Annotated in this window: 17 protein-coding genes; 13 read left to right on the top strand and 4 right to left on the bottom strand. The window is 38.4% G+C overall.

Annotated features, from left to right (window positions below; genetic code table 11):
• The first annotated feature begins 44 nt into the window (after window positions 1-44).
• Both DK861_RS01355 and nqrM read left to right on the top strand, forming a co-directional pair.
• Window positions 45-1,067, top strand: coding sequence for an FAD:protein FMN transferase (locus DK861_RS01355; protein ID WP_109399034.1), 1,023 nt, complete (start codon window positions 45-47; stop codon window positions 1,065-1,067).
• Window positions 1,068-1,086: 19 nt separating this feature from the next.
• A complete protein-coding gene (gene nqrM, locus DK861_RS01350; protein WP_036932601.1) occupies window positions 1,087-1,314 on the top strand; it encodes a (Na+)-NQR maturation NqrM in 228 nt (75 codons plus the stop codon).
• 151 nt (window positions 1,315-1,465) lie between these two features.
• Here the strand turns inward: nqrM and DK861_RS01345 are convergent, their stop codons facing one another.
• The gene (locus DK861_RS01345) at window positions 1,466-1,678 is read right to left on the bottom strand and encodes a CsbD family protein (RefSeq protein ID WP_109399033.1); all 213 of its coding nucleotides are present in this window, start codon (window positions 1,676-1,678) and stop codon (window positions 1,466-1,468) included.
• Window positions 1,679-1,770: 92 nt separating this feature from the next.
• The gene (locus tag DK861_RS01340; protein ID WP_109399032.1) at window positions 1,771-2,643 is read right to left on the bottom strand and encodes a glycerophosphodiester phosphodiesterase family protein; all 873 of its coding nucleotides are present in this window, start codon (window positions 2,641-2,643) and stop codon (window positions 1,771-1,773) included.
• 233 nt (window positions 2,644-2,876) lie between these two features.
• Here DK861_RS01340 and dinB point away from each other — a divergent pair, with 233 nt between their 5' ends.
• Complete coding sequence (dinB, locus tag DK861_RS01335; RefSeq protein WP_109399031.1) at window positions 2,877-3,932, top strand: DNA polymerase IV; 1,056 nt, start codon at window positions 2,877-2,879, stop codon at window positions 3,930-3,932.
• A gap of 75 nt (window positions 3,933-4,007) precedes the next feature.
• On the opposite strand, the gene DK861_RS01330 is transcribed toward dinB, so the two are convergent.
• Complete coding sequence (locus DK861_RS01330) at window positions 4,008-6,170, bottom strand: TonB-dependent siderophore receptor (protein WP_109399030.1); 2,163 nt, start codon at window positions 6,168-6,170, stop codon at window positions 4,008-4,010.
• A gap of 291 nt (window positions 6,171-6,461) precedes the next feature.
• The gene (gene pepD, locus DK861_RS01325) at window positions 6,462-7,919 is read right to left on the bottom strand and encodes a beta-Ala-His dipeptidase (protein WP_109399029.1); all 1,458 of its coding nucleotides are present in this window, start codon (window positions 7,917-7,919) and stop codon (window positions 6,462-6,464) included.
• 353 nt (window positions 7,920-8,272) lie between these two features.
• Between pepD and gpt the strand changes: the two genes are divergently transcribed.
• The 10 genes from gpt (at window position 8,273) to recA (ending at window position 18,982) form a co-directional block, all read left to right on the top strand.
• Entirely contained in the window at window positions 8,273-8,734 is a 462-nt protein-coding gene (gene gpt, locus DK861_RS01320; protein WP_006534780.1) for a xanthine phosphoribosyltransferase, read from the top strand.
• A 200-nt stretch (window positions 8,735-8,934) separates the two neighbouring features.
• Window positions 8,935-10,185 carry an esterase FrsA gene (gene frsA / locus DK861_RS01315; RefSeq protein WP_109399028.1) on the top strand — a complete coding sequence of 417 codons (1,251 nt, stop codon included), beginning with the start codon at window positions 8,935-8,937 and terminating at the stop codon, window positions 10,183-10,185.
• A 71-nt stretch (window positions 10,186-10,256) separates the two neighbouring features.
• The gene (gene crl, locus DK861_RS01310) at window positions 10,257-10,658 is read left to right on the top strand and encodes a sigma factor-binding protein Crl (protein WP_006534776.1); all 402 of its coding nucleotides are present in this window, start codon (window positions 10,257-10,259) and stop codon (window positions 10,656-10,658) included.
• A 115-nt stretch (window positions 10,659-10,773) separates the two neighbouring features.
• On the top strand, window positions 10,774-11,877 hold the full coding sequence (proB, locus tag DK861_RS01305) for a glutamate 5-kinase (protein ID WP_072063515.1): 1,104 nt from the start codon (window positions 10,774-10,776) through the stop codon (window positions 11,875-11,877).
• Between the two features lie 11 nt (window positions 11,878-11,888).
• Window positions 11,889-13,142 carry a glutamate-5-semialdehyde dehydrogenase gene (locus DK861_RS01300; RefSeq protein ID WP_109399027.1) on the top strand — a complete coding sequence of 418 codons (1,254 nt, stop codon included), beginning with the start codon at window positions 11,889-11,891 and terminating at the stop codon, window positions 13,140-13,142.
• A gap of 144 nt (window positions 13,143-13,286) precedes the next feature.
• A complete protein-coding gene (gene aroL / locus DK861_RS01295) occupies window positions 13,287-13,799 on the top strand; it encodes a shikimate kinase AroL (RefSeq protein WP_072063512.1) in 513 nt (170 codons plus the stop codon).
• A 103-nt stretch (window positions 13,800-13,902) separates the two neighbouring features.
• Window positions 13,903-16,062, top strand: coding sequence for a bifunctional acyl-ACP--phospholipid O-acyltransferase/long-chain-fatty-acid--ACP ligase (gene aas, locus DK861_RS01290; RefSeq protein ID WP_109399026.1), 2,160 nt, complete (start codon window positions 13,903-13,905; stop codon window positions 16,060-16,062).
• Complete coding sequence (gene lplT / locus DK861_RS01285) at window positions 16,062-17,261, top strand: lysophospholipid transporter LplT (RefSeq protein ID WP_109399025.1); 1,200 nt, start codon at window positions 16,062-16,064, stop codon at window positions 17,259-17,261. Before aas ends, lplT begins: the two co-directional genes overlap by 1 nt.
• A 36-nt stretch (window positions 17,262-17,297) precedes the next feature.
• Window positions 17,298-17,804, top strand: a complete 507-nt coding sequence (gene pncC / locus DK861_RS01280) for a nicotinamide-nucleotide amidase (RefSeq protein WP_109399024.1) — start codon at window positions 17,298-17,300, stop codon at window positions 17,802-17,804.
• Between the two features lie 107 nt (window positions 17,805-17,911).
• Entirely contained in the window at window positions 17,912-18,982 is a 1,071-nt protein-coding gene (gene recA / locus DK861_RS01275) for a recombinase RecA (RefSeq protein ID WP_072063509.1), read from the top strand.
• Window positions 18,983-19,077 lie beyond the last annotated feature (95 nt).

Genomic DNA, 19,077 nt, shown 5'->3' with positions numbered 1-19,077 from the left:
CAAGCGCCCACTTATGTGGGCGCTCATGATCAGAAGAGAGAGTTATGTTAAAAAGAAAGATGATAAATTGGATAGTGATGCTGTCCGCATTAGTTCTATTATCTGCATGTGGTGAAAAGCAGCAGGTATTAGAAGGCGAAACCATGGGAACTTATTACTCGATTAAATATGTTCCTGACAGTAACTCCCCTCCACAAAACGTCTTACAAACAGAAATTGATCGTATTCTTGAAGAAGTTAACGATCAAATGTCAACATATCGTCCTCATTCTGAATTGAGTCGTTTTAATCAAAGCCGTGAAATTAATACCCCATTCCCTGTTTCGCCTGCTACCGCTAAAGTTGTGAGTGAAGCCATTCGTATTAATAAAATGACTGATGGTGCTTTAGATGTGACTGTTGGGCCGTTAGTCAATTTATGGGGATTTGGCCCAGAGGGTCGATTTACTCACCAGCCTTCTGAAGATGAATTATCAAAGCGTAAGCAGTGGATTGGCATTGATTACTTATCTGTTGAAGGAAATACACTGATCAAGAAGATCCCTGAGCTTTATGTCGATCTCTCTTCTATTGCTAAAGGATATGGTGTTGATGCTGTTGCTGAGTATTTAATATCACAGAATATCACTAACTATATGGTTGATATTGGTGGTGAAGTAAGAACACAAGGTGTAAATGGTAATGACAAGCCTTGGCGTATAGCGATTGAGAAACCAGCTAATGATGGTACAAAACAGAGTGTTCAGCTAATTATTGAACCGGGTGATAATTCAATTGCAACCTCTGGTGATTACCGTAACTATTTTGAAGAAAACGGTATCCGTTATTCCCATACTATTGACCCAACCACAGGCTATCCTATTAAACATAACCTTGTTTCTATCACTGTGATTGTACCAACTTGTATGAGTGCTGATGGTCTTTCGACAGGATTGAATGTGTTAGGACCTGAAAAGGGGTTAGAAGTAGCAAATAAACTAAATATTCCTGTCTTTATGATAGTGAAAACTGAAAATGGGTTTGAAGAGCGTTATAGTAAAGCATTCGCCCCATTCTTAAAAAAATAGAATTTAAGGAGAGAAGGTTATGTTAAAAATATTTCTTTTTGCCTTCATCTTATTCTTGATTGCCTTCTTTGGAATGGCGTTAGGATATATTGTAAAGCGTAAAAGCCTTCAAGGCAGTTGCGGTGGTTTAGGGGCTATGGGTATAGAAAAAGAGTGTGATTGTCCTGAACCTTGTGATGCACGTAAAAAACGTATGGCAAAAGAGTCTGCACGAGAAGAGTTACTGAAAAAGAATCGAATTCTTTAATAATAAAAAATATATTTAGATAAAAAAAGAGTGATGAGATTTATATCTATCACTCTTTTTTATTTCACTCATTCTGTAAATACGAAAACGCTAAAAGGTTTTTAATAAAATAGAAGTAGGATAATAAAAAGCAACACCTATTAATAAAGGTTTACTTCCATGGATAAGGGTTTTGCCCCTCCCATTCTAAAACTTCTTTTTTGGCTTCTTCGTAGGTATAGCCATAATGTTCTTGAAGTTTACCAATCAATTGCTCTCTAGTGCCTTCGATAACATCAAGTTCATCATGCGTGATTTTTCCCCACTTTTCTTTTACTTTTCCTTTGAATAAATTCCAATCACCAGAGATTTTATTGCTTAACATTTTATTTCTCCTTACTTATTTCTATCGGATGATATTATTAAGTGTAGAAGAGAATAACGTGAAGATAAAAGTGTAAACCTAAATAGGGTTATTTATCCTTTTCTAAATATTTTCATTTTTGCTGGAGAGTCGACCATAACAGCATCAGCACCTAATTCTGTGGCTTGAGTATAATCTTTCTCTGTATTGATCCCGAAAAGAACAATATGAGCATTGCCACCAGCACGAAAACAAGACATGGCATCCTTATCCCAACTCAGAATAGATTTTGAGCGAGCTTCACCTAGTGTGTACTTCTCAACGACCTCTACTTTGCGGTGAAGCTCAAGTCCATACCAACGAGTAATATCTAAATTTTCAGGTAGCAGGCAAACATGGTTCATTGTGATATTGGCTAAAATATCACGAGTAATATCACGACTTTCAAAACGTTCTACATTAGTCGGGAGTGCTTCAAGAAAGGCGGTATTAGTAGAATAAACACGGGTTCTATCAAGTGCATTATGTTTACTGAGAACTGTAGCTAACGCTTCACCTTGAACAACGGGATCAGCATCTGGTGATTTTAAATCAAGATAAAACTGTGTTGTGGGGAATTGAGTTAAGATCTCATCCAATGTCGGAATAGTGACACCTTTATTTCGATAAGGAAATTGTTGTGCTTCACCAAATTTATAGCCCGCATCCCATTGTTTAAGCTGTTGTGCAGTAAAGTCAGAAATACTACCTTGCCCATTTGTTAAGCTTTTTAAGTCGCTAGGGCGGTAAAGAACAGGAATATTATCTTTCGATAATTGAATAGTGATCCAAATTGCATCAGCTTGATTAGAGAGTGCTGTTTTTATAGCAATTTCAGTATTTTCTGGGGCATCAGCTGTGCCACCACGATGTGCGATAATTTTAGGAGATGCCATAAGAATTACAGAATAACAAAAGAGAGAAATAGCGATGAATAATTTGATCATGAAAAATTATTTCCTTGTTTTATATATAGTTACAAAACAATGTTTAAAATTAGTGTAATTAGTCAACGAGCAAAAACAATTTATCACCACTTTGTGACAATTCTATAAATAAACAGACTAATTCAGATTTTTATGAGAATTACACCTCAATAGAGGGAGATGAGAAGGAATAAAAATTGTAGTTAATATTTATTTACTGTATATTTAAACAGTAAATGAGGTGAGGTTATTGTATGCGTAAAATTATTCATGTTGATATGGATTGTTTCTATGCTGCGATTGAAATGCGAGATAATCCAGCACTAAAAGAGATCCCCATTGCGGTTGGAGGCAATGCTTCTAGCCGAGGAGTGATCTGTACGGCGAATTATCCTGCCCGTCGTTTTGGTGTCCGTAGTGCTATGTCAACGGCAACAGCGTTGAAGTTATGTCCCCACTTAAAAGTTTTACCCGGTAGAATGGCTCTCTATAAAGAGACATCAGCAAAGATCCGCCAAATTTTTTCTCGTTATACTCATCTTATTGAACCTCTTTCACTCGATGAAGCTTATCTTGATGTCTCTGACAGTAAGCATTGTTACGGTTCGGCAACATTGATAGCTCAAGAGATTCGCCAACAAATTTTTGATGAGTTAAATCTCACTGCATCCGCAGGCATTGCACCAATTAAATTTCTGGCGAAAATTGCTTCAGATATTAATAAGCCTAACGGGCAATTTGTTATTACTCCTGAGCAAGTTGATGATTTCATTCTGAAATTACCGCTTAATAAAATACCAGGTGTAGGTAAGGTAACATTTGCTCGCTTGCAAGAAATGGGGCTAGAAACTTGTGCTGATATTCGCCGTACCGATGTTATTTCTTTGGTAAAAGCATTAGGGAAATTTGGTCAAAATTTATGGGAACGCAGTCATGGTATCGATGAGCGTGAAATAACCCCTGATAGACTTAGAAAATCAGTGGGAGTTGAACGTACTTTTGCTTCAGATATTAATTCTTGGGATGATTGCTTGGCATTACTTGATGGATTATATAGTGAATTAGAAAGGCGATTGACAAAGGTGAAACCTGATTTAAGGATAGCAAGACAAGGTGTTAAACTAAAATTTGATGATTTTCAATTAACGACACAAGAGCATACTCATCCTATTTTAGAAAAAGCTGATTTAATAAATATTGCCTACCAAGCATGGCATGAACGCCGAAATGGTCGAGGTGTGCGATTAATCGGATTTCATGTCACTTTGCAAGATCCACAACTAGAACGACAACTTCTTTTAGCATTATAAGAATAAAAAACCATAGCCGATCAATAGATAGGCTATGGGTAACGCAATTAATTTATGTAGTTAATCTATATAGTATTACCAGCGATAATTCATTGTTGCTGTCATTGTTCTGCCGATCCCATAAAAACATGCGGTATCACCAGCACAAGATGCAACATAATGTTTGTTTGCAATGTTATTCATATTAAGCTGAATTTCAGCCCCTTTTAAAGAAGGTGATAACTCACCTAATGAATAACCTATCATCGCATCATATAAGGTTACCGCAGGGACACTGATTGTATTTTTGGTATCACCTTGAGATACACCTACATATCTCACACCAAAGCCTGCTTTAGCTCCATTAAATAGCCCAGAGATTTCATCATATTGACCCCAGAATGATGCCATATGCTTAGGGACTCTAGGTAACTCTTTTCCTTGTGTTCCTGCAATAATGGTTTTTCTGACCTCTGTATCGGTATAAGCATAGCTACTAATGAAGGAAATATTTTCAGTTAGTTGGCTATTAATTTGTGCTTCGACACCACGACTTCTAATTTCACCCACGGGTTCAAAATAGGCTTTTTCAGCATTATAGTTGGTAACATTGCGTTGTTGTAATTGATAAACAGAGAGTGTTGCCAATGTTTGTTCATTAGGTGTGAGGTATTTAATTCCTGCTTCTAATTGACGACCTTCGCTAGGCTCAAAAGGGGCACTTCCTGGTGCTCGGCGAGTTTGTAAATTAGGCTCAAAAGAGGTGCTGTAACTTATATAAGGTGAAATACCATTATCAAAAGCATATAAAATACCAGCACGACCCGTTAGTTTACTATCATCTTGCTGATCATATGTGGCTGCTAAGAAATCATGAGTTCGTACTTGCGCCCAGTCTTGGCGTAAACCGGTAAGTAATATCCAATTTTTCCATTGGATCTGATCTTGTAAATATAATCCGATTTGATCGCGTTTTTGCAACTGATCTGTTGCAGGTTTCTGTAAGTTCATATTAATCGGATAATTATAATTAGGATCACGCCAATCCAGATCGTACTCTGAGCCTGTAGCCCTGCGTAAATTATCTTGATCTTTACTCCACTGATAATCAATACCTGCAATCACCGTATGATTAAGTTTTGCCGTAGTAAAGTCGGCTTGTAAGCGAGTATCTATTCCTAAAGTATCTGTTTCTCGTTGCTCTTGTTGCGCTCGGCGCTCAAGGACATAAGGGTTATCTTTTCTTAAAGATCCAAATACAAGATATTTATATTTCTGATTAATATGGCTATATCGTGCATTTTGTACAATTTTTAGTGAGTCACTAAATTCATGTTCAAATTCATAGCCTACGCCATATTGTTGACGCCACGATTGGTGGTAATCAGGGTTGTTTACGTCGAAATCAAAAGGAATAGTACCCTCAGGTGTTTTTTTCACCGTACCATAAGCGGGTAAAAAGTTACGATAACCCGCTTCAGGCTCTTGCTGAATAAAGCTTAATAACGTTAAACGTGTTTGTTCATTAGGTAAAAAAGTAATAGCAGGAGCGAGGGCAAAACGCTCTTCTTTATAGTTTTTTATTTGAGTGTGCTGTGTTTTGGCAATACCATTTAGACGATAAAGAACACGATTGTCATCACTTAATGCACCTGAAAAATCAAAAGCCGTTTCTGCCAATTTATCATTACCTGCTCGTATTTGAATGTGGCGAATAGGGGATGCAGTTGGTCTTTTACTTGTCATTGCAACGAGGCCACCTGGATTTACTTGGCCATAAAGAACAGATGCTGGCCCTCTAACAACTTCAACGCGTTCTAATAACCATGGGTCAAGTGCTCCTGTTGATGATGATGCTCCCATTCCATAGCTTAGGCCGTCAAGAAAACGTGGTGCATAACTGTATCCACGAATAAAAACCTCGTCATTACGATTAGAACTCCCTCGATATTCGGTGAAAACGCCGGGTGTATAACGTAGCGCTTGAGAAACTGAACTGACATCTTGAGCGTCCATTTGGTCACGAGTGATCACGCTAATGGATTGCGGTGTTTTTTCAATTTCAGTTGGTGTTTTATTTGTTGATAGTGTTTTTGTGGCAATAAAGCCTGAAACAGGAGATTGTGGGTCCTGTGATGGAGCTGAGGTGACAATTATCTTTTCAGATGTATTTTGATTAACTGCCGCATGAATTTGAACAGAGAGTAAACTTAAAGGTAAGGCGAGAATGACGCTAGCAACGCAATTTTTGTTAGACACAATAGGATCCTTTGGATTTTTATTTTTTAACTTTAAATGCGGAAGGCATGAAAATACCACTCAATAAACATTAATACTAATGATAATAATTAGCATTCTATAAATTATCTTTATTAAGATTATTTCTTTATTTCAAAATTGAATAAGTCGGATTGGTATTTGTTCTATAAGGAATAAATTATGATACTTAAGGAAAATAGAGTGTGTAGAGGGATAAATTATTTCTTATGGTAGCGTTAGTAACAAAAAACCCGCCAATTAAGCGGGTTCATTATGATATTTAAAGCAAGATTATTTAGCAGGGATCGCTTTTAAAATTGCTGTTAATAACTGCCAGTATTGACCAACGCTCTTAATGTGAACGCGTTCGTCTGGTGAGTGAGCACCACGGATTGTTGGTCCAATAGAAACCATATCCATATCTGGGTAAGGTTTTTTGAATAGACCACACTCAAGACCTGCGTGGATGACCATAATGTTTGGCACTTTATCAAACAGTTGCTGATAGGTATCACGAACTAAATGCATAACAGGTGAGTCAGCATCAGGTTTCCAACCAGGGTAACCGCCTTTTGTTTCGATATCAGCTTTAGCTAGTTTTGCTAATGCAGTCAGCATGCTGACAACATAGGTTTTTCCGCTATCAATCAGAGAACGGATTAAGCAAAGTATTTCTACTTTATCGTCAACAATGCTAACAACACCAACGTTTAATGATGTTTCAACAACACCTTCAACATCATCACTCATACGAATAACGCCATTTGGCATTGCATTAAGTAGGTTGATTAATCGTTCTTGGCAGTCAGCTGTGAAAACTTTTTTATCTGTTGTTGTATCAATTAACTCAATTTTCAGATTTTTTTCAGCGATAGCTAATTCTGTTTTTAACAGAGCTTCAAATTTCGCTTTTACTGTTTCTAGTTGGCTTGCTTTATCTGCTGGAATTGCAAATACGATATTTGCTTCACGAGGAATAGCATTACGCAGTGTACCACCGTGGAAATCAATTAATTTCAGTGATAATTCTTCTGCGTGACCAGCTAAGAAACGTGCTAATAATTTATTGGCGTTACCTAAACCTAAATGGATATCACCACCAGAGTGACCGCCATTTAATCCTTTCAGAACCAGTTGTTTAACAACGTGGCCAGCTGGAATTGCATCGTAAGAAAGTTTTACCGTGGTTTTAACATCAATACCACCCGCACAACCCATGTAGATTTCGCCTTCTTCTTCAGAGTCTGTGTTGATAAGAATATCAGCTTGTAACCAACCTGGCTGTAAACCAAATGCACCGTCCATGCCTGTTTCTTCAGTCATAGTTAGTAGCACTTCTAATGGGCCGTGCTTAACAGTGTCATCAGCTAAAACCGCTAATGCAGATGCCATACCTACGCCATTATCAGCACCTAATGTGGTGCCTTTAGCTTTGATCCATTCGCCATCAATGTAAGGTTGAATTGGATCTTTAGTGAAGTCGTGAACAGTGTCGTTGTTTTTTTGTGGCACCATATCTAAGTGTGCTTGTAAAACAACGGCCTTACGATCTTCCATACCTTTGGTGGCTGGTTTACGAATTAAAATATTGCCAACTGCATCGCGCTCTGCAAAAAGTCCTTTTTCACTTGCCCAAGAAAGAATATGGGTAGCTAAGGCTTCTTCATGATGTGATGGATGTGGAATCGAACAAATTTTTGCAAAAATATCCCATAGTGGTTGTGGGGATAGAGTAGATAGTTCAGACACGATGGATCTCCTCTAACAGCATCTGTGTTATTGATAGCCTACCGCTTTTTTAAGGGTTAGCTTTATTATTCTGAGCGTTATACGCCAATATAGTTGAGAATATCACTTTCTTCTGATGAATGCGTCATTCTATTCACATCTCTATCTAAGAAATTAAGTCCCCATTTTGCATTCATTTTTTATATGGTTTGTTTTTTAATCAGAAAAAGGCATTACAGAAAAAAATAAGGATAATCTCACCTGTTTTCACGTTTTCTCTGGTTTTTAGGTGCTCAAATCACTATAATCTCGCGCAACCTTTTTTTCCGCAAAAAAGCTTCTCTCGAAATTCAAGTAGCTAGGATCACAATATTATGAGCGAAAAATATGTTGTAACGTGGGATATGTTGCAAATACATGCCCGTCAATTGGCGCAACGTTTATTACCAGTCGAACAGTGGACAGGCATTATTGCTGTCAGTCGTGGGGGATTAGTCCCTGCTGCATTACTTGCTCGTGAATTAGGTATCCGTCATGTGGATACAGTTTGCATTTCTAGCTATGACCATGATCATCAGCGTGACCTCAAAATCTTAAAAAAAGCAGAAGGTGATGGTGAAGGCTTTATCGTTGTTGACGATTTAGTCGATACTGGTGGTACTGCTAAAGTTATCCGCGAAATGTATCCAAAAGCCCATTTTGTGACTATCTTCGCAAAACCAGAAGGGCGCCCATTAGTAGATGATTTCGTGGTTGATATTCCACAAAATACTTGGATTGAACAGCCTTGGGATATGGGTGTCGCCTTTATTCCACCAGTTTGCGATCAAAAATAATTTGATAACATTTATTTGGCTGTTTTAATTGAGATCCTCGCCTTGGCGGGGATTTTTGTTTTTATGCATTTATTCTTCCTTTGTGTTATACCTTCGTGCTATCACTTGTGGTGATACACACTGTTCATGTTGATTTCATGCTATGATAAAGCCAGACTTTTAGCCCCTTTTATTCGATATCGACTGATTTGAAGAGTGATATGGCAAATAATACAAACCTTTCTGAAACGCTATTTAAACCTAGAGCAAAGCACGCTGAAACTTCAACACTAATTCAGTACACTCATCCAAAATCAAATATCAATACCTATACTGTGCTTAATGGTACAAGTCAGCAAAATTGGTATCGTACTATTCAACGTTTACTGTGGATTTGGCGTGGAATTTCTCCTATTGAAATAGAAGAAGTGTTAAGTCGAATTGCTGTACATGATGCCCCTCGTAGTGATGATAAATTTATTGATACCGTTGTGGGTTACCGCAAAGGTGGCTGGTCATATGAATGGTCACATCAAGCGATGATTTGGCAACAAAAAGCATTGAGAAAAGAGTCAGGAGATGCGGCCGCTGATTGTTGGTTGCGGGCTGCACATCTGTATAGTATTGCTGCGTATCCTTTTATTAATGGTGATTTTTTAGCAGATCAAGCCGTTACTTTGTCGATGAAAGCATTTGAGAATGCGACAAAATTTTCATCCTTTGAGGTGAAAAAACTGACATTTAAATTAGAGGGGAAAGGGTCGACAACGGGTTTTCTGCATTTACCTAAAGATTGTAGAGGTCCATATCCCACAGTATTATTTTGCGGTGGGTTAGATGGTCTTCAAAGCGATTATGTTAGCTTCTTCCGTGATTACCTTTCCTCTAAAGGTATTGCAATGTTAACACTGGATATGCCTGGAATTGGTTATTCAGTAAAACAAAAACTAACGGAAGATACATGCCAATTACAAGGTGAAGTTCTGAAACAACTTTCTGAAGTGCCTTGGATTGATCATACTCGCGTTGGTGTGATGGGCTTTCGTTTTGGCGGTAATATTGCTGTGCGATTGGCTTATATCTACCCAAAATTAATTAAAGGTGTTGTTGCTTTAGGTCCTTTGATCCATGCTTTCTTTACCCAAGCTGAATTGCAGAAAAAGATCCCTGTGATGTATCTTGATGTATTAGCAAGTCGCTTGGGGTTATGGAATATTGATGAGAATAATCTTCGATTATCGTTGAGCAGTTACTCTCTGAAAAACCAAGGCTTGATTGGGCGACGTATGCCCGTTCCTATGATGGGCGTTTACTGGAAAGGGGATGAAATGAGTCCTAAAGAGGATTCTCAGTTAATTGCTCGCTCCTCTATGGATGGTGATATTCTTGCTATCAATGAAAAACCGCTTTATGAAGGTTTAGAGCTAGCGTTACAAAAAAGTGCTGATTGGATCTATGACAAATTAATATAATTAATTATGAACAATAACTTGCTAATTACATTAGATTATATAACAGTAGAGTTTCTAAGGAGACTGAATTTATGACTTCATCTTTGAACCCTACCCGAGGTAAGTTATTAAAGCGTTTTGCTCAAATCGGCCCTTATATCCGAGAGCATCAATGCCAAGAGAACCAGTTCTTTTTTGACTGTTTAGCTGTTTGTGTAAATAAGAAAATCGTACCAGAAAAACGTGAGTTTTGGGGCTGGTGGATGGAATTAGAACGCAACAATGAACAGCTCATTTATCATTATCAGATTGGGCTATTCGATAAAAATGGTGATTGGATACATCAGAATATAAGTAAAAATGATGTTGTTGAATCAATCAATGAAACACTGATCCGTTTTCATCAATTTCTTAAAACGGCAGCGAGTGAATTAGATATGACACTTATGCCAGATGAAAAAATGAACAATTTTCCGCTCCCCATCCAGCCCTAATTTTGTGTTAGGGCAACTTTTCATAGATTTTGCGTTATGTCGGTTGGCATAACGCTTCTCTCCTGATAAAACTGTGTATTATCTTTTTAAATAATCAACAAGAATGGTAAATGTTATGAGTAGCAGCCAAACACTGGTTGTTAAATTAGGGACAAGTGTACTAACTGGTGGTTCACGACGTCTGGATCAGTCTCATATTGTTGAGCTGGTTCGCCAATGCGCTAAACAACACGAAAAAGGTCACCGGATTATTATTGTTACTTCTGGTGCAATTGCAGCAGGGCGTGAGTATTTGAATTATCCTGATTTGCCGGCAACTATTGCTTCAAAACAGTTGTTGGCCGCTGTAGGGCAAAGTGCCTTAATTCAAGTATGGAAACAGTTATTTGCTATCTATGGTATTCATATTGGTCAAATGCTATTAACGCGTGCTGATATTGAAGATAGAGAACGTTTCCTAAATGCGCGTGATACATTACATGCACTGTTAGATAACCATATTATCCCTGTTATCAATGAAAATGATGCTGTTGCTACCGCGGAAATTAAAGTGGGTGATAACGATAATTTATCAGCATTAGCTGCTATTTTAGGTGGCGCAGATAAACTGTTATTACTAACAGATATTGAAGGGCTTTATACGGCTGATCCGCGTAGTAATCCAGATGCTAAATTGATCCCCGAAGTTTTTGATATCAACGATAAATTACGCCAAATGGCTGGTGATAGCGTATCCGGCTTAGGTACGGGGGGCATGGCAACAAAACTGCAAGCAGCAACTGTTGCTGGGCGCGCGGGTATTGATGTTGTCATTGCAGCCGGTGTACAACCTGAAGTTATTGCTAAAGTTATCAATAATGAACCTGTTGGAACATTATTCCATGGCTTAAAAAGCCCATTAGAAGCGCGTAAACGGTGGATCTTTGGCGCGCCAATTGCTGGTGTGATTGTGGTTGATGAAGGAGCTGAAAAAGCAATTAAAGAAAAAGGTAGCTCCCTTTTACCAAAAGGTATCAAAGAAATTAAAGGCGATTTCTCTCGTGGGTGTGTTATCCGCGTTCAAAGTTTACAAGGTAAAGATCTTGCTCATGGTGTTGCCCATTATAATAGTGATGCACTGCGTTTAATAGCAGGACACCATTCACAAGAAATTAGTCAAATTTTAGGTTACGAGTATGGCAGTGTTGCTGTGCATCGTGACGATATGATTGTTAGCTAAGGAGCCTTCTGATGTTAGAACAAATGGGTAAATCTGCAAGAGAAGCCTCTTGGCATTTAGCTCAACTCTCAACAGAGCAAAAAAATCAGGCATTATTAGTTATGGCTGATTTATTAGAACAACATGAGGCCTCAATTCTTGCAGCGAATGAAAAAGATATGCAAGCAGCTCGTGAAGCCAATATTAATGCCGCTATGCTAGATCGTTTATTGCTGACTTCTGAACGTTTAAAAGCTATTGCTGATGATGTTCGACAAGTATGTCGCTTAGAAGATCCGGTGGGGCAAGTTATTGATGGCCGTATGTTAGACAGCGGTTTACGTTTAGAACGTCGCCGTGTGCCGTTAGGTGTTGTTGGCGTTATTTATGAAGCTCGCCCTAATGTTACAATTGATGTCGCTTCTTTATGTTTGAAAACAGGTAATGCTGCCATTCTTCGTGGTGGAAAAGAGACTCACCATACCAATCAAGCGGTAGTTGCCGTTATTCAACAAGCTTTAGAAAAATGTGGTATTCCTGCTGGTGCTATTCAGGCGATTAATAAGCCTGATCGTGAGTTAGTCGCTAAAATGCTAAAAATGGATGAGTATATTGATATGCTTATTCCGCGTGGTGGTGCAGGATTGCATAAACTTTGCCGTGAACAATCAACTATTCCAGTTATCACTGGCGGCATTGGTGTCTGTCATACTTTTGTAGATGAAAGTGCAGATTTAGAAAAAGCATTAACGGTTATCGTAAATGCAAAAGTACAACGCCCAAGCGCGTGTAACTCTTTAGAAACGCTCTTAGTACATGAAAATATTGCAGATCTATTTTTGCCACAGTTAAGTGATGCCATGGCTACTCAAAAGGTAACTTTGCATTCAAGTGAGAAAGCATTGGTAGGGCTGAAAAAAGGCAGAGCTACTGTAGTTGATGTGAAAGATGCTGATTATTGCGATGAATGGTTGTCACTTGATTTAAATGTAGAAGTAGTAAGTGGGTTAACGGAGGCAATTAGCCATATTCGCCGTTATGGTACCGCGCACTCTGACGCTATTTTAACACAATCTATCTCTAATGCTGATCGTTTTGTTCGCCAAGTTGATTCTGCTGCTGTGTATGTTAATGCAAGCACGCGTTTTACCGATGGTGGACAATTCGGTTTAGGTGCCGAAGTTGCTGTTAGTACACAGAAATTACATGCTAGAGGCCCAATGGGATTAGATGCCTTAACGACCTATAAATGGATTGGTTACGGCGATAATACAATTCGTAGCTAATTATTAAGATAATGAAATAAGCCATACTTTCTAAAGTGTGGCTTTATTTTTTTGTTACATCAGGTATGATATTTTATACTTTACAGTATGTAAACTTTTAATTACAACTCTGGAAGGGAACACACTATGGAGATAGTGCATTTTATGGAAAGTACAATTTACCTTATCGGACCTCGAGGTGCAGGGAAAACAACAGTAGGTAAAGCGCTTTCTCTCTCTTTAAATTATAGATTTATTGATACGGATTATTGGATAACCAAAAAATATCAACAAACTATATCTTCTATGGTGGAAGAGAAGGGTTGGGATTTCTTTCGTCAAATTGAATCAGAAGCACTAATCCAAGTAAGCCAACCTAACCAAGTTATTTCAACGGGGGGTGGTATGGTTTTAGCAGATAAAAATCGCGCTTATATGAAAACCTCGGGTGTTACAATTTATTTACAGGCCTCACTTGAAACATTAGTTGAACGTTTATCCCAAGATCCAAATGAAGCACAAAGACCTAGTTTGACAGGTAAAACATTAGTTTCAGAAATGCATGATGTTTTAATTAAGCGCGAACCTTTATACATGCAATGCGCAGATATTATTGTTGATGCTGGGTTATCTATTAATGAAATTATTGCGGTAATTCTCGCAAAACTTGCCAAATAATTAGGAAGTCGTCTGATATAAAGGACAAAACAGAGGTCATCTATTTTATTTTCATCACATCCTATTTATAGTAAGGCTAATTATAGCAAAATGAGATATGGATATGATGTTAATAGCGTTTTTTAAAACACTATTTAAGTTCTTATTTAGAATAAGAATTGAAGGACTTGTTAATCAGTTTTCCCAATATGAAAAATGTATAATTACACCAAATCATACTTCTTTTATTGATGGTATATTATTACGTTTATTCCTACCTATTAATCCTGTGTTTGCTGTTTATACTTCAGTGGCTTCTGCAAAAACGACAAGATGGTTAGGTCGTTATGCTGATATTGTACCTTTAGATCCCGCCAATCCAATGGCCGTGCGCCAGTTAGTTAAAGAAGTGGATAAAGGTCGTCCAATTGTGATTTTCCCAGAAGGAAGGATCACAGTAACAAATGGTTTGATGAAAATTTATGAAGGTGCTGCTTTTATTGCCGCAAAATCAGGCGCTAAAGTTGTTCCTGTTAGAATTGAAGGGGCTGAATTCAGCTATTTTTCACGAATACGTAAAAGTTTACGAGTAAAGTCTCAATTCTTTCCTAAAATCACTATCAAGGTGCTTCCTGCAGTTGATTTACCGATGCCAAAAGCTGAAAAATCTTCTGAGCGTCGCCGATTAGCGGGGGAAGCTATGCGTGACATCATGATGGAAGCCATCATGCAAACACGCCCTAATCTTACGTTGTATGAAGCATTTTTACAGGCAATGTCTCAATATGGCCGATTTAGTCCGCTAATTTCTGATATCAGCTTAAAAGAAGATTCTTATCAAGGGTTACTGAAAAAAACGTTAGGGCTCAGTCGTTTGATTGAACGCTACACAGAACCCAAAGAGCGTATAGGTTTACTGCTTCCAAATACAACAGTAACTGCGGCTGCACTATTAGGTGCAACAATGCGTCAACGTGTTGTTGCAATGCTCAACTACACGGCAGGTAGTTTAGGTGTACAAAATGCGATGAAAGCCGCATCAATCAAAACCATCTTTACATCACGCCAGTTTTTAGAAAAAGGGAATTTATTACATATTCCTGAGCAAACCCCTGAAGCTAATTGGGTTTACCTTGAAGATCTCAAAGATAGTGTGACGAGTGAAGATAAACGCTGGATCCTCAAACACCTTATTACGCCACATAAAGCGATGTTACCGCAAGATGCACATGATGCAGCCGTTATTCTATTTACATCAGGATCGGAAGGGACGCCTAAAGGCGTTGTTCACAGCCATTCGAGTTTACTGGCTAACGTTGAGCAAATTCGAGCTATTGCTGACTTTTCACCGAAAGATAAATTTATGTCAGCATTGCCGTTATTCCATGCATTTGGTTTAACAGCTTGCTTGTTAACTCCAATTTGTCTGGGAGCACGCGTTTTTCTTTATCCCAGCCCGTTACACTATCGAGTTATACCCGAATTAGTCTATGACCAAAACTGTACGGTGTTATTTGGGACATCAACCTTTTTAGGAAACTACGGAAAATTTGCTCATCCTTATGATTTTGCCCGAGTGAGATATGTGGTTGCTGGCGCTGAAAAACTCTCTGAATCAACTCGTGTTTTATGGCAAGAGAAATTTGGTATTCGTATTTTAGAAGGTTATGGTGTAACAGAATGCGCACCTGTTGTGTCAATCAACGTGCCTATGAGTGCCAAAACTCATACTGTAGGGCGTTTATTACCCGGCATGGAAGGGCGTTTAATTCCAATGAATGGCATTACTGATGGCGGTAGACTACAACTACGTGGTCCTAATGTAATGATGGGGTACTTACGCGTTGAATCCCCTGAAAAATTGGAAACCCCAGTCGCAGCTAATGCTGAAGGTATTGATGAGGAAGGTTGGTACGACACCGGTGATATTGTTGCTATCGATAGTGAAGGTTTCTATACAATTAAAGGACGGGTTAAACGCTTTGCAAAAATTGCAGGTGAAATGGTTTCTCTCGAAGGGGTTGAGCAACTTGCACGCAAAGCATCTCAAGGTGAGCATGCGGTTGTATCAATAAGTGATAAGCGCAGAGGTGAATCATTAGTTCTTTTTACAACAGATAAACAATTAGATCGTAGTGTACTATCAACACTGGCAAAATCTGAAGGTGTTGCCGAAATCGCTGTACCAAAAGACATTCGTTTTATCAAAGAGATTCCTGTATTAGGAAGTGGAAAAACGGATTTTGTTTCATTGAAGAAACTTGCTGAACAGGAAAATAATTAATGCCAGAGAATATTAGTCAGCCTCCTTTAATGAGTAGGGGAATGAAAGCGGTACTTTTGTCGCAATTTCTTTCTGCTTTTGCCGATAATGCCTTACTGTTTGCTATTCTTGCGCAGTTTAAATCATCACTGTATCCAGAGTGGAGTCAGCCTGTTTTACAGATGGTTTTTGTGCTGGCTTTTATTCTTTTAGCTCCTTTTGTAGGGCAGTTTGCTGATCGTAATCCTAAAGGTAGGGTAATGCTCAGTGGTAATCTGTTAAAATTTGTAGGCGCATTTCTTATTTGCGTTGGCTCTGATCCTTTCCTTGGCTATGCTCTCGTTGGAATTGGTGCCGCTGTTTATTCTCCTGCTAAATATGGCATCTTAGGTGAATTAACCGATGGCGAACGTTTAGTTAAAGCAAATGGTTTAATGGAAGCTTCTACAATTGCCGCTATTCTATTGGGATCTGTCATTGGTGGTTTACTATCAGATTGGAGCATTGTTTTTGCATTAGGTGTTTGTGCGGCAATGTATGGTTTAGCGGTATTTGTTAACTTTGGTATACCTAAATTATCAGCTGCTCAAATTGGTCGTGGTTGGAACATTAAAAGAATGTTTACACAGTTTCTTGAGGCTACACATACTTTATGGGCTGATAAAGAAAGTCGCTTTTCTTTAGTGGGAACCAGCATGTTTTGGGGGGCAGGAGTAACATTGCGCTTTTTACTTGTGCAGTGGGTACCTATTGCTTTAGGTATGACTGATAATACAACCCCAACAGTATTAAATGCGATGGTTGCGATTGGTATTGTGGTCGGTGCTGGATTAGCTGCTAAATTTGTGACTCTGAAAACAGTACGGCGCTGTATGCCTGCAGGTATTTTAATTGGTCTTGGTGTTGTTTATTTCTCATTACAAACTTCAATTATTCCATCCTACTTAATTCTCATTATCATCGGTGTTTTTGGTGGCTTCTTTGTCGTGCCATTGAATGCGTTATTACAAGACAAAGGAAAGCACAGTGTTGGTGCTGGTAATGCTATCGCAGTACAAAATCTCGGTGAAAATACAGCAATGTTATTAATGCTTGGTTTATTCTCATTGGTTACAAGCATTGGTGTATCTGTTGTTGCTATCGGAATAGGCTTTGGGGCTATTTTTGCCCTAGCAATTGGTGGTCTATGGTTATGGGATTGCACTAGGAAGAAATCTTAAACAGTGAGATTTATAATAGAGGTTAGATGAACCTTAATGATAAATTACGATGAAATGACCCGTCTAAGTATTGAAATGGGTAAAGTGTTACTTGAAAAGAAGCGTACGATAACAACAGCTGAATCTTGCACTGGCGGATGGATTGCGAAAGTTATCACTGATATTGCAGGAAGCTCTGAATATTATCAGCGTGGCTTTGTAACATATAGCAATGAAGCGAAGCATGAAATGATAGGTGTTGATGAGCAAACCTTGATTAAATACGGCGCTGTTAGCGAAGAAGTTGTTCTTCAGATGGCGAAAGGCGCACTTAGCGCTGCAAATGCAGATTTTGCTGTTTCAGTTAGTGGTATTGCAGGCCCTGGTGGTGGTAGTGAAGAAAAACCCGTTGGTTTAGTTTGGTTTGGCTTTGCAATGAAAACATCAACAGGTATTCAAGCTACGGCAACACACTGTATATTCAGTGGTTCTCGAGATCAAATAAGAGCTGAATCTGTTATTTTTTCTTTAAAATCAATTCTTAAAGAAATTATTAATAATTAACTTGATACTGTATGATTATACAGTATAATGAATTTCAACAAGCAAAATCATATACGTTTTAATGGTAGTGACTCATTTTTATGCTTCACTGCCCAGAGGGAGATAACATGGCTATTGATGAAAACAAGCAAAAAGCATTGGCCGCAGCACTTGGTCAAATTGAAAAGCAATTTGGTAAAGGGTCTATCATGCGTCTGGGCGAAGATCGTTCCATGAACGTTGAAACCATCTCTACGGGTTCTTTATCATTAGACGTTGCTTTAGGTGCTGGTGGTTTACCACGCGGGCGTATTGTTGAAATCTATGGCCCAGAATCTTCTGGTAAAACAACATTAACACTGCAAGTTATCGCTGCTGCTCAACGTGAAGGCAAGATTTGTGCATTCATCGATGCTGAGCACGCTTTAGACCCTATCTATGCTCAAAAACTAGGCGTAGATATTGATAACCTGCTCTGTTCTCAGCCTGATACTGGTGAACAAGCCCTAGAAATTTGTGATGCATTATCTCGTTCTGGTGCAGTTGATGTTATCGTTGTTGACTCCGTTGCAGCTTTAACACCAAAAGCAGAAATTGAAGGTGAGATTGGTGATTCACACGTTGGTTTAGCTGCTCGTATGATGAGTCAAGCTATGCGTAAGTTAGCGGGTAACTTGAAAAACTCCAACACCCTGCTTATTTTCATCAACCAAATTCGAATGAAAATCGGTGTTATGTTTGGTAATCCAGAAACCACAACAGGTGGTAATGCACTTAAATTCTACGCATCTGTTCGTTTAGATATTCGTCGTATCGGCTCTGTTAAAAACGGTGATGAAGTTGTTGGTAGTGAAACACGCGTTAAAGTGGTGAAAAACAAAATTGCAGCACCATTTAAACAAGCTGAATTCCAAATTATGTATGGTGAAGGCATCAATACCTTTGGCGAATTGATTGATTTAGGCGTTAAACACAAATTGGTAGAGAAAGCTGGTGCATGGTACAGCTACAATGGTGAGAAAATTGGTCAAGGTAAAGCCAACGCAACAACTTATCTAAAAGAACACCCTGAAATGTACAATGAGTTAAACACTAAACTTCGTGAAATGTTATTAAATCACGCAGGTGAATTTACTAGCGCAGCTGATTTTGCTAATGATAGTGATGACGCAGCAGATATTGAAGAAACAGAAAAATAATTTTTTACTAATGCCTAAATTGCACATTGAATGTATATTAAAACATATTACGATCATTGCAGTTGTTAACCATTAGCCAATTAATGTGATTTAAC

Origin of the sequence: Proteus sp. TJ1640, from assembly GCF_003144445.1 — a bacterium.
Lineage (GTDB): Bacteria > Pseudomonadota > Gammaproteobacteria > Enterobacterales > Enterobacteriaceae > Proteus > Proteus penneri.
The sequence above is the reverse complement of the archived record's forward strand: the minus strand, read 5'-3'. Positions and strand labels throughout refer to the sequence as shown.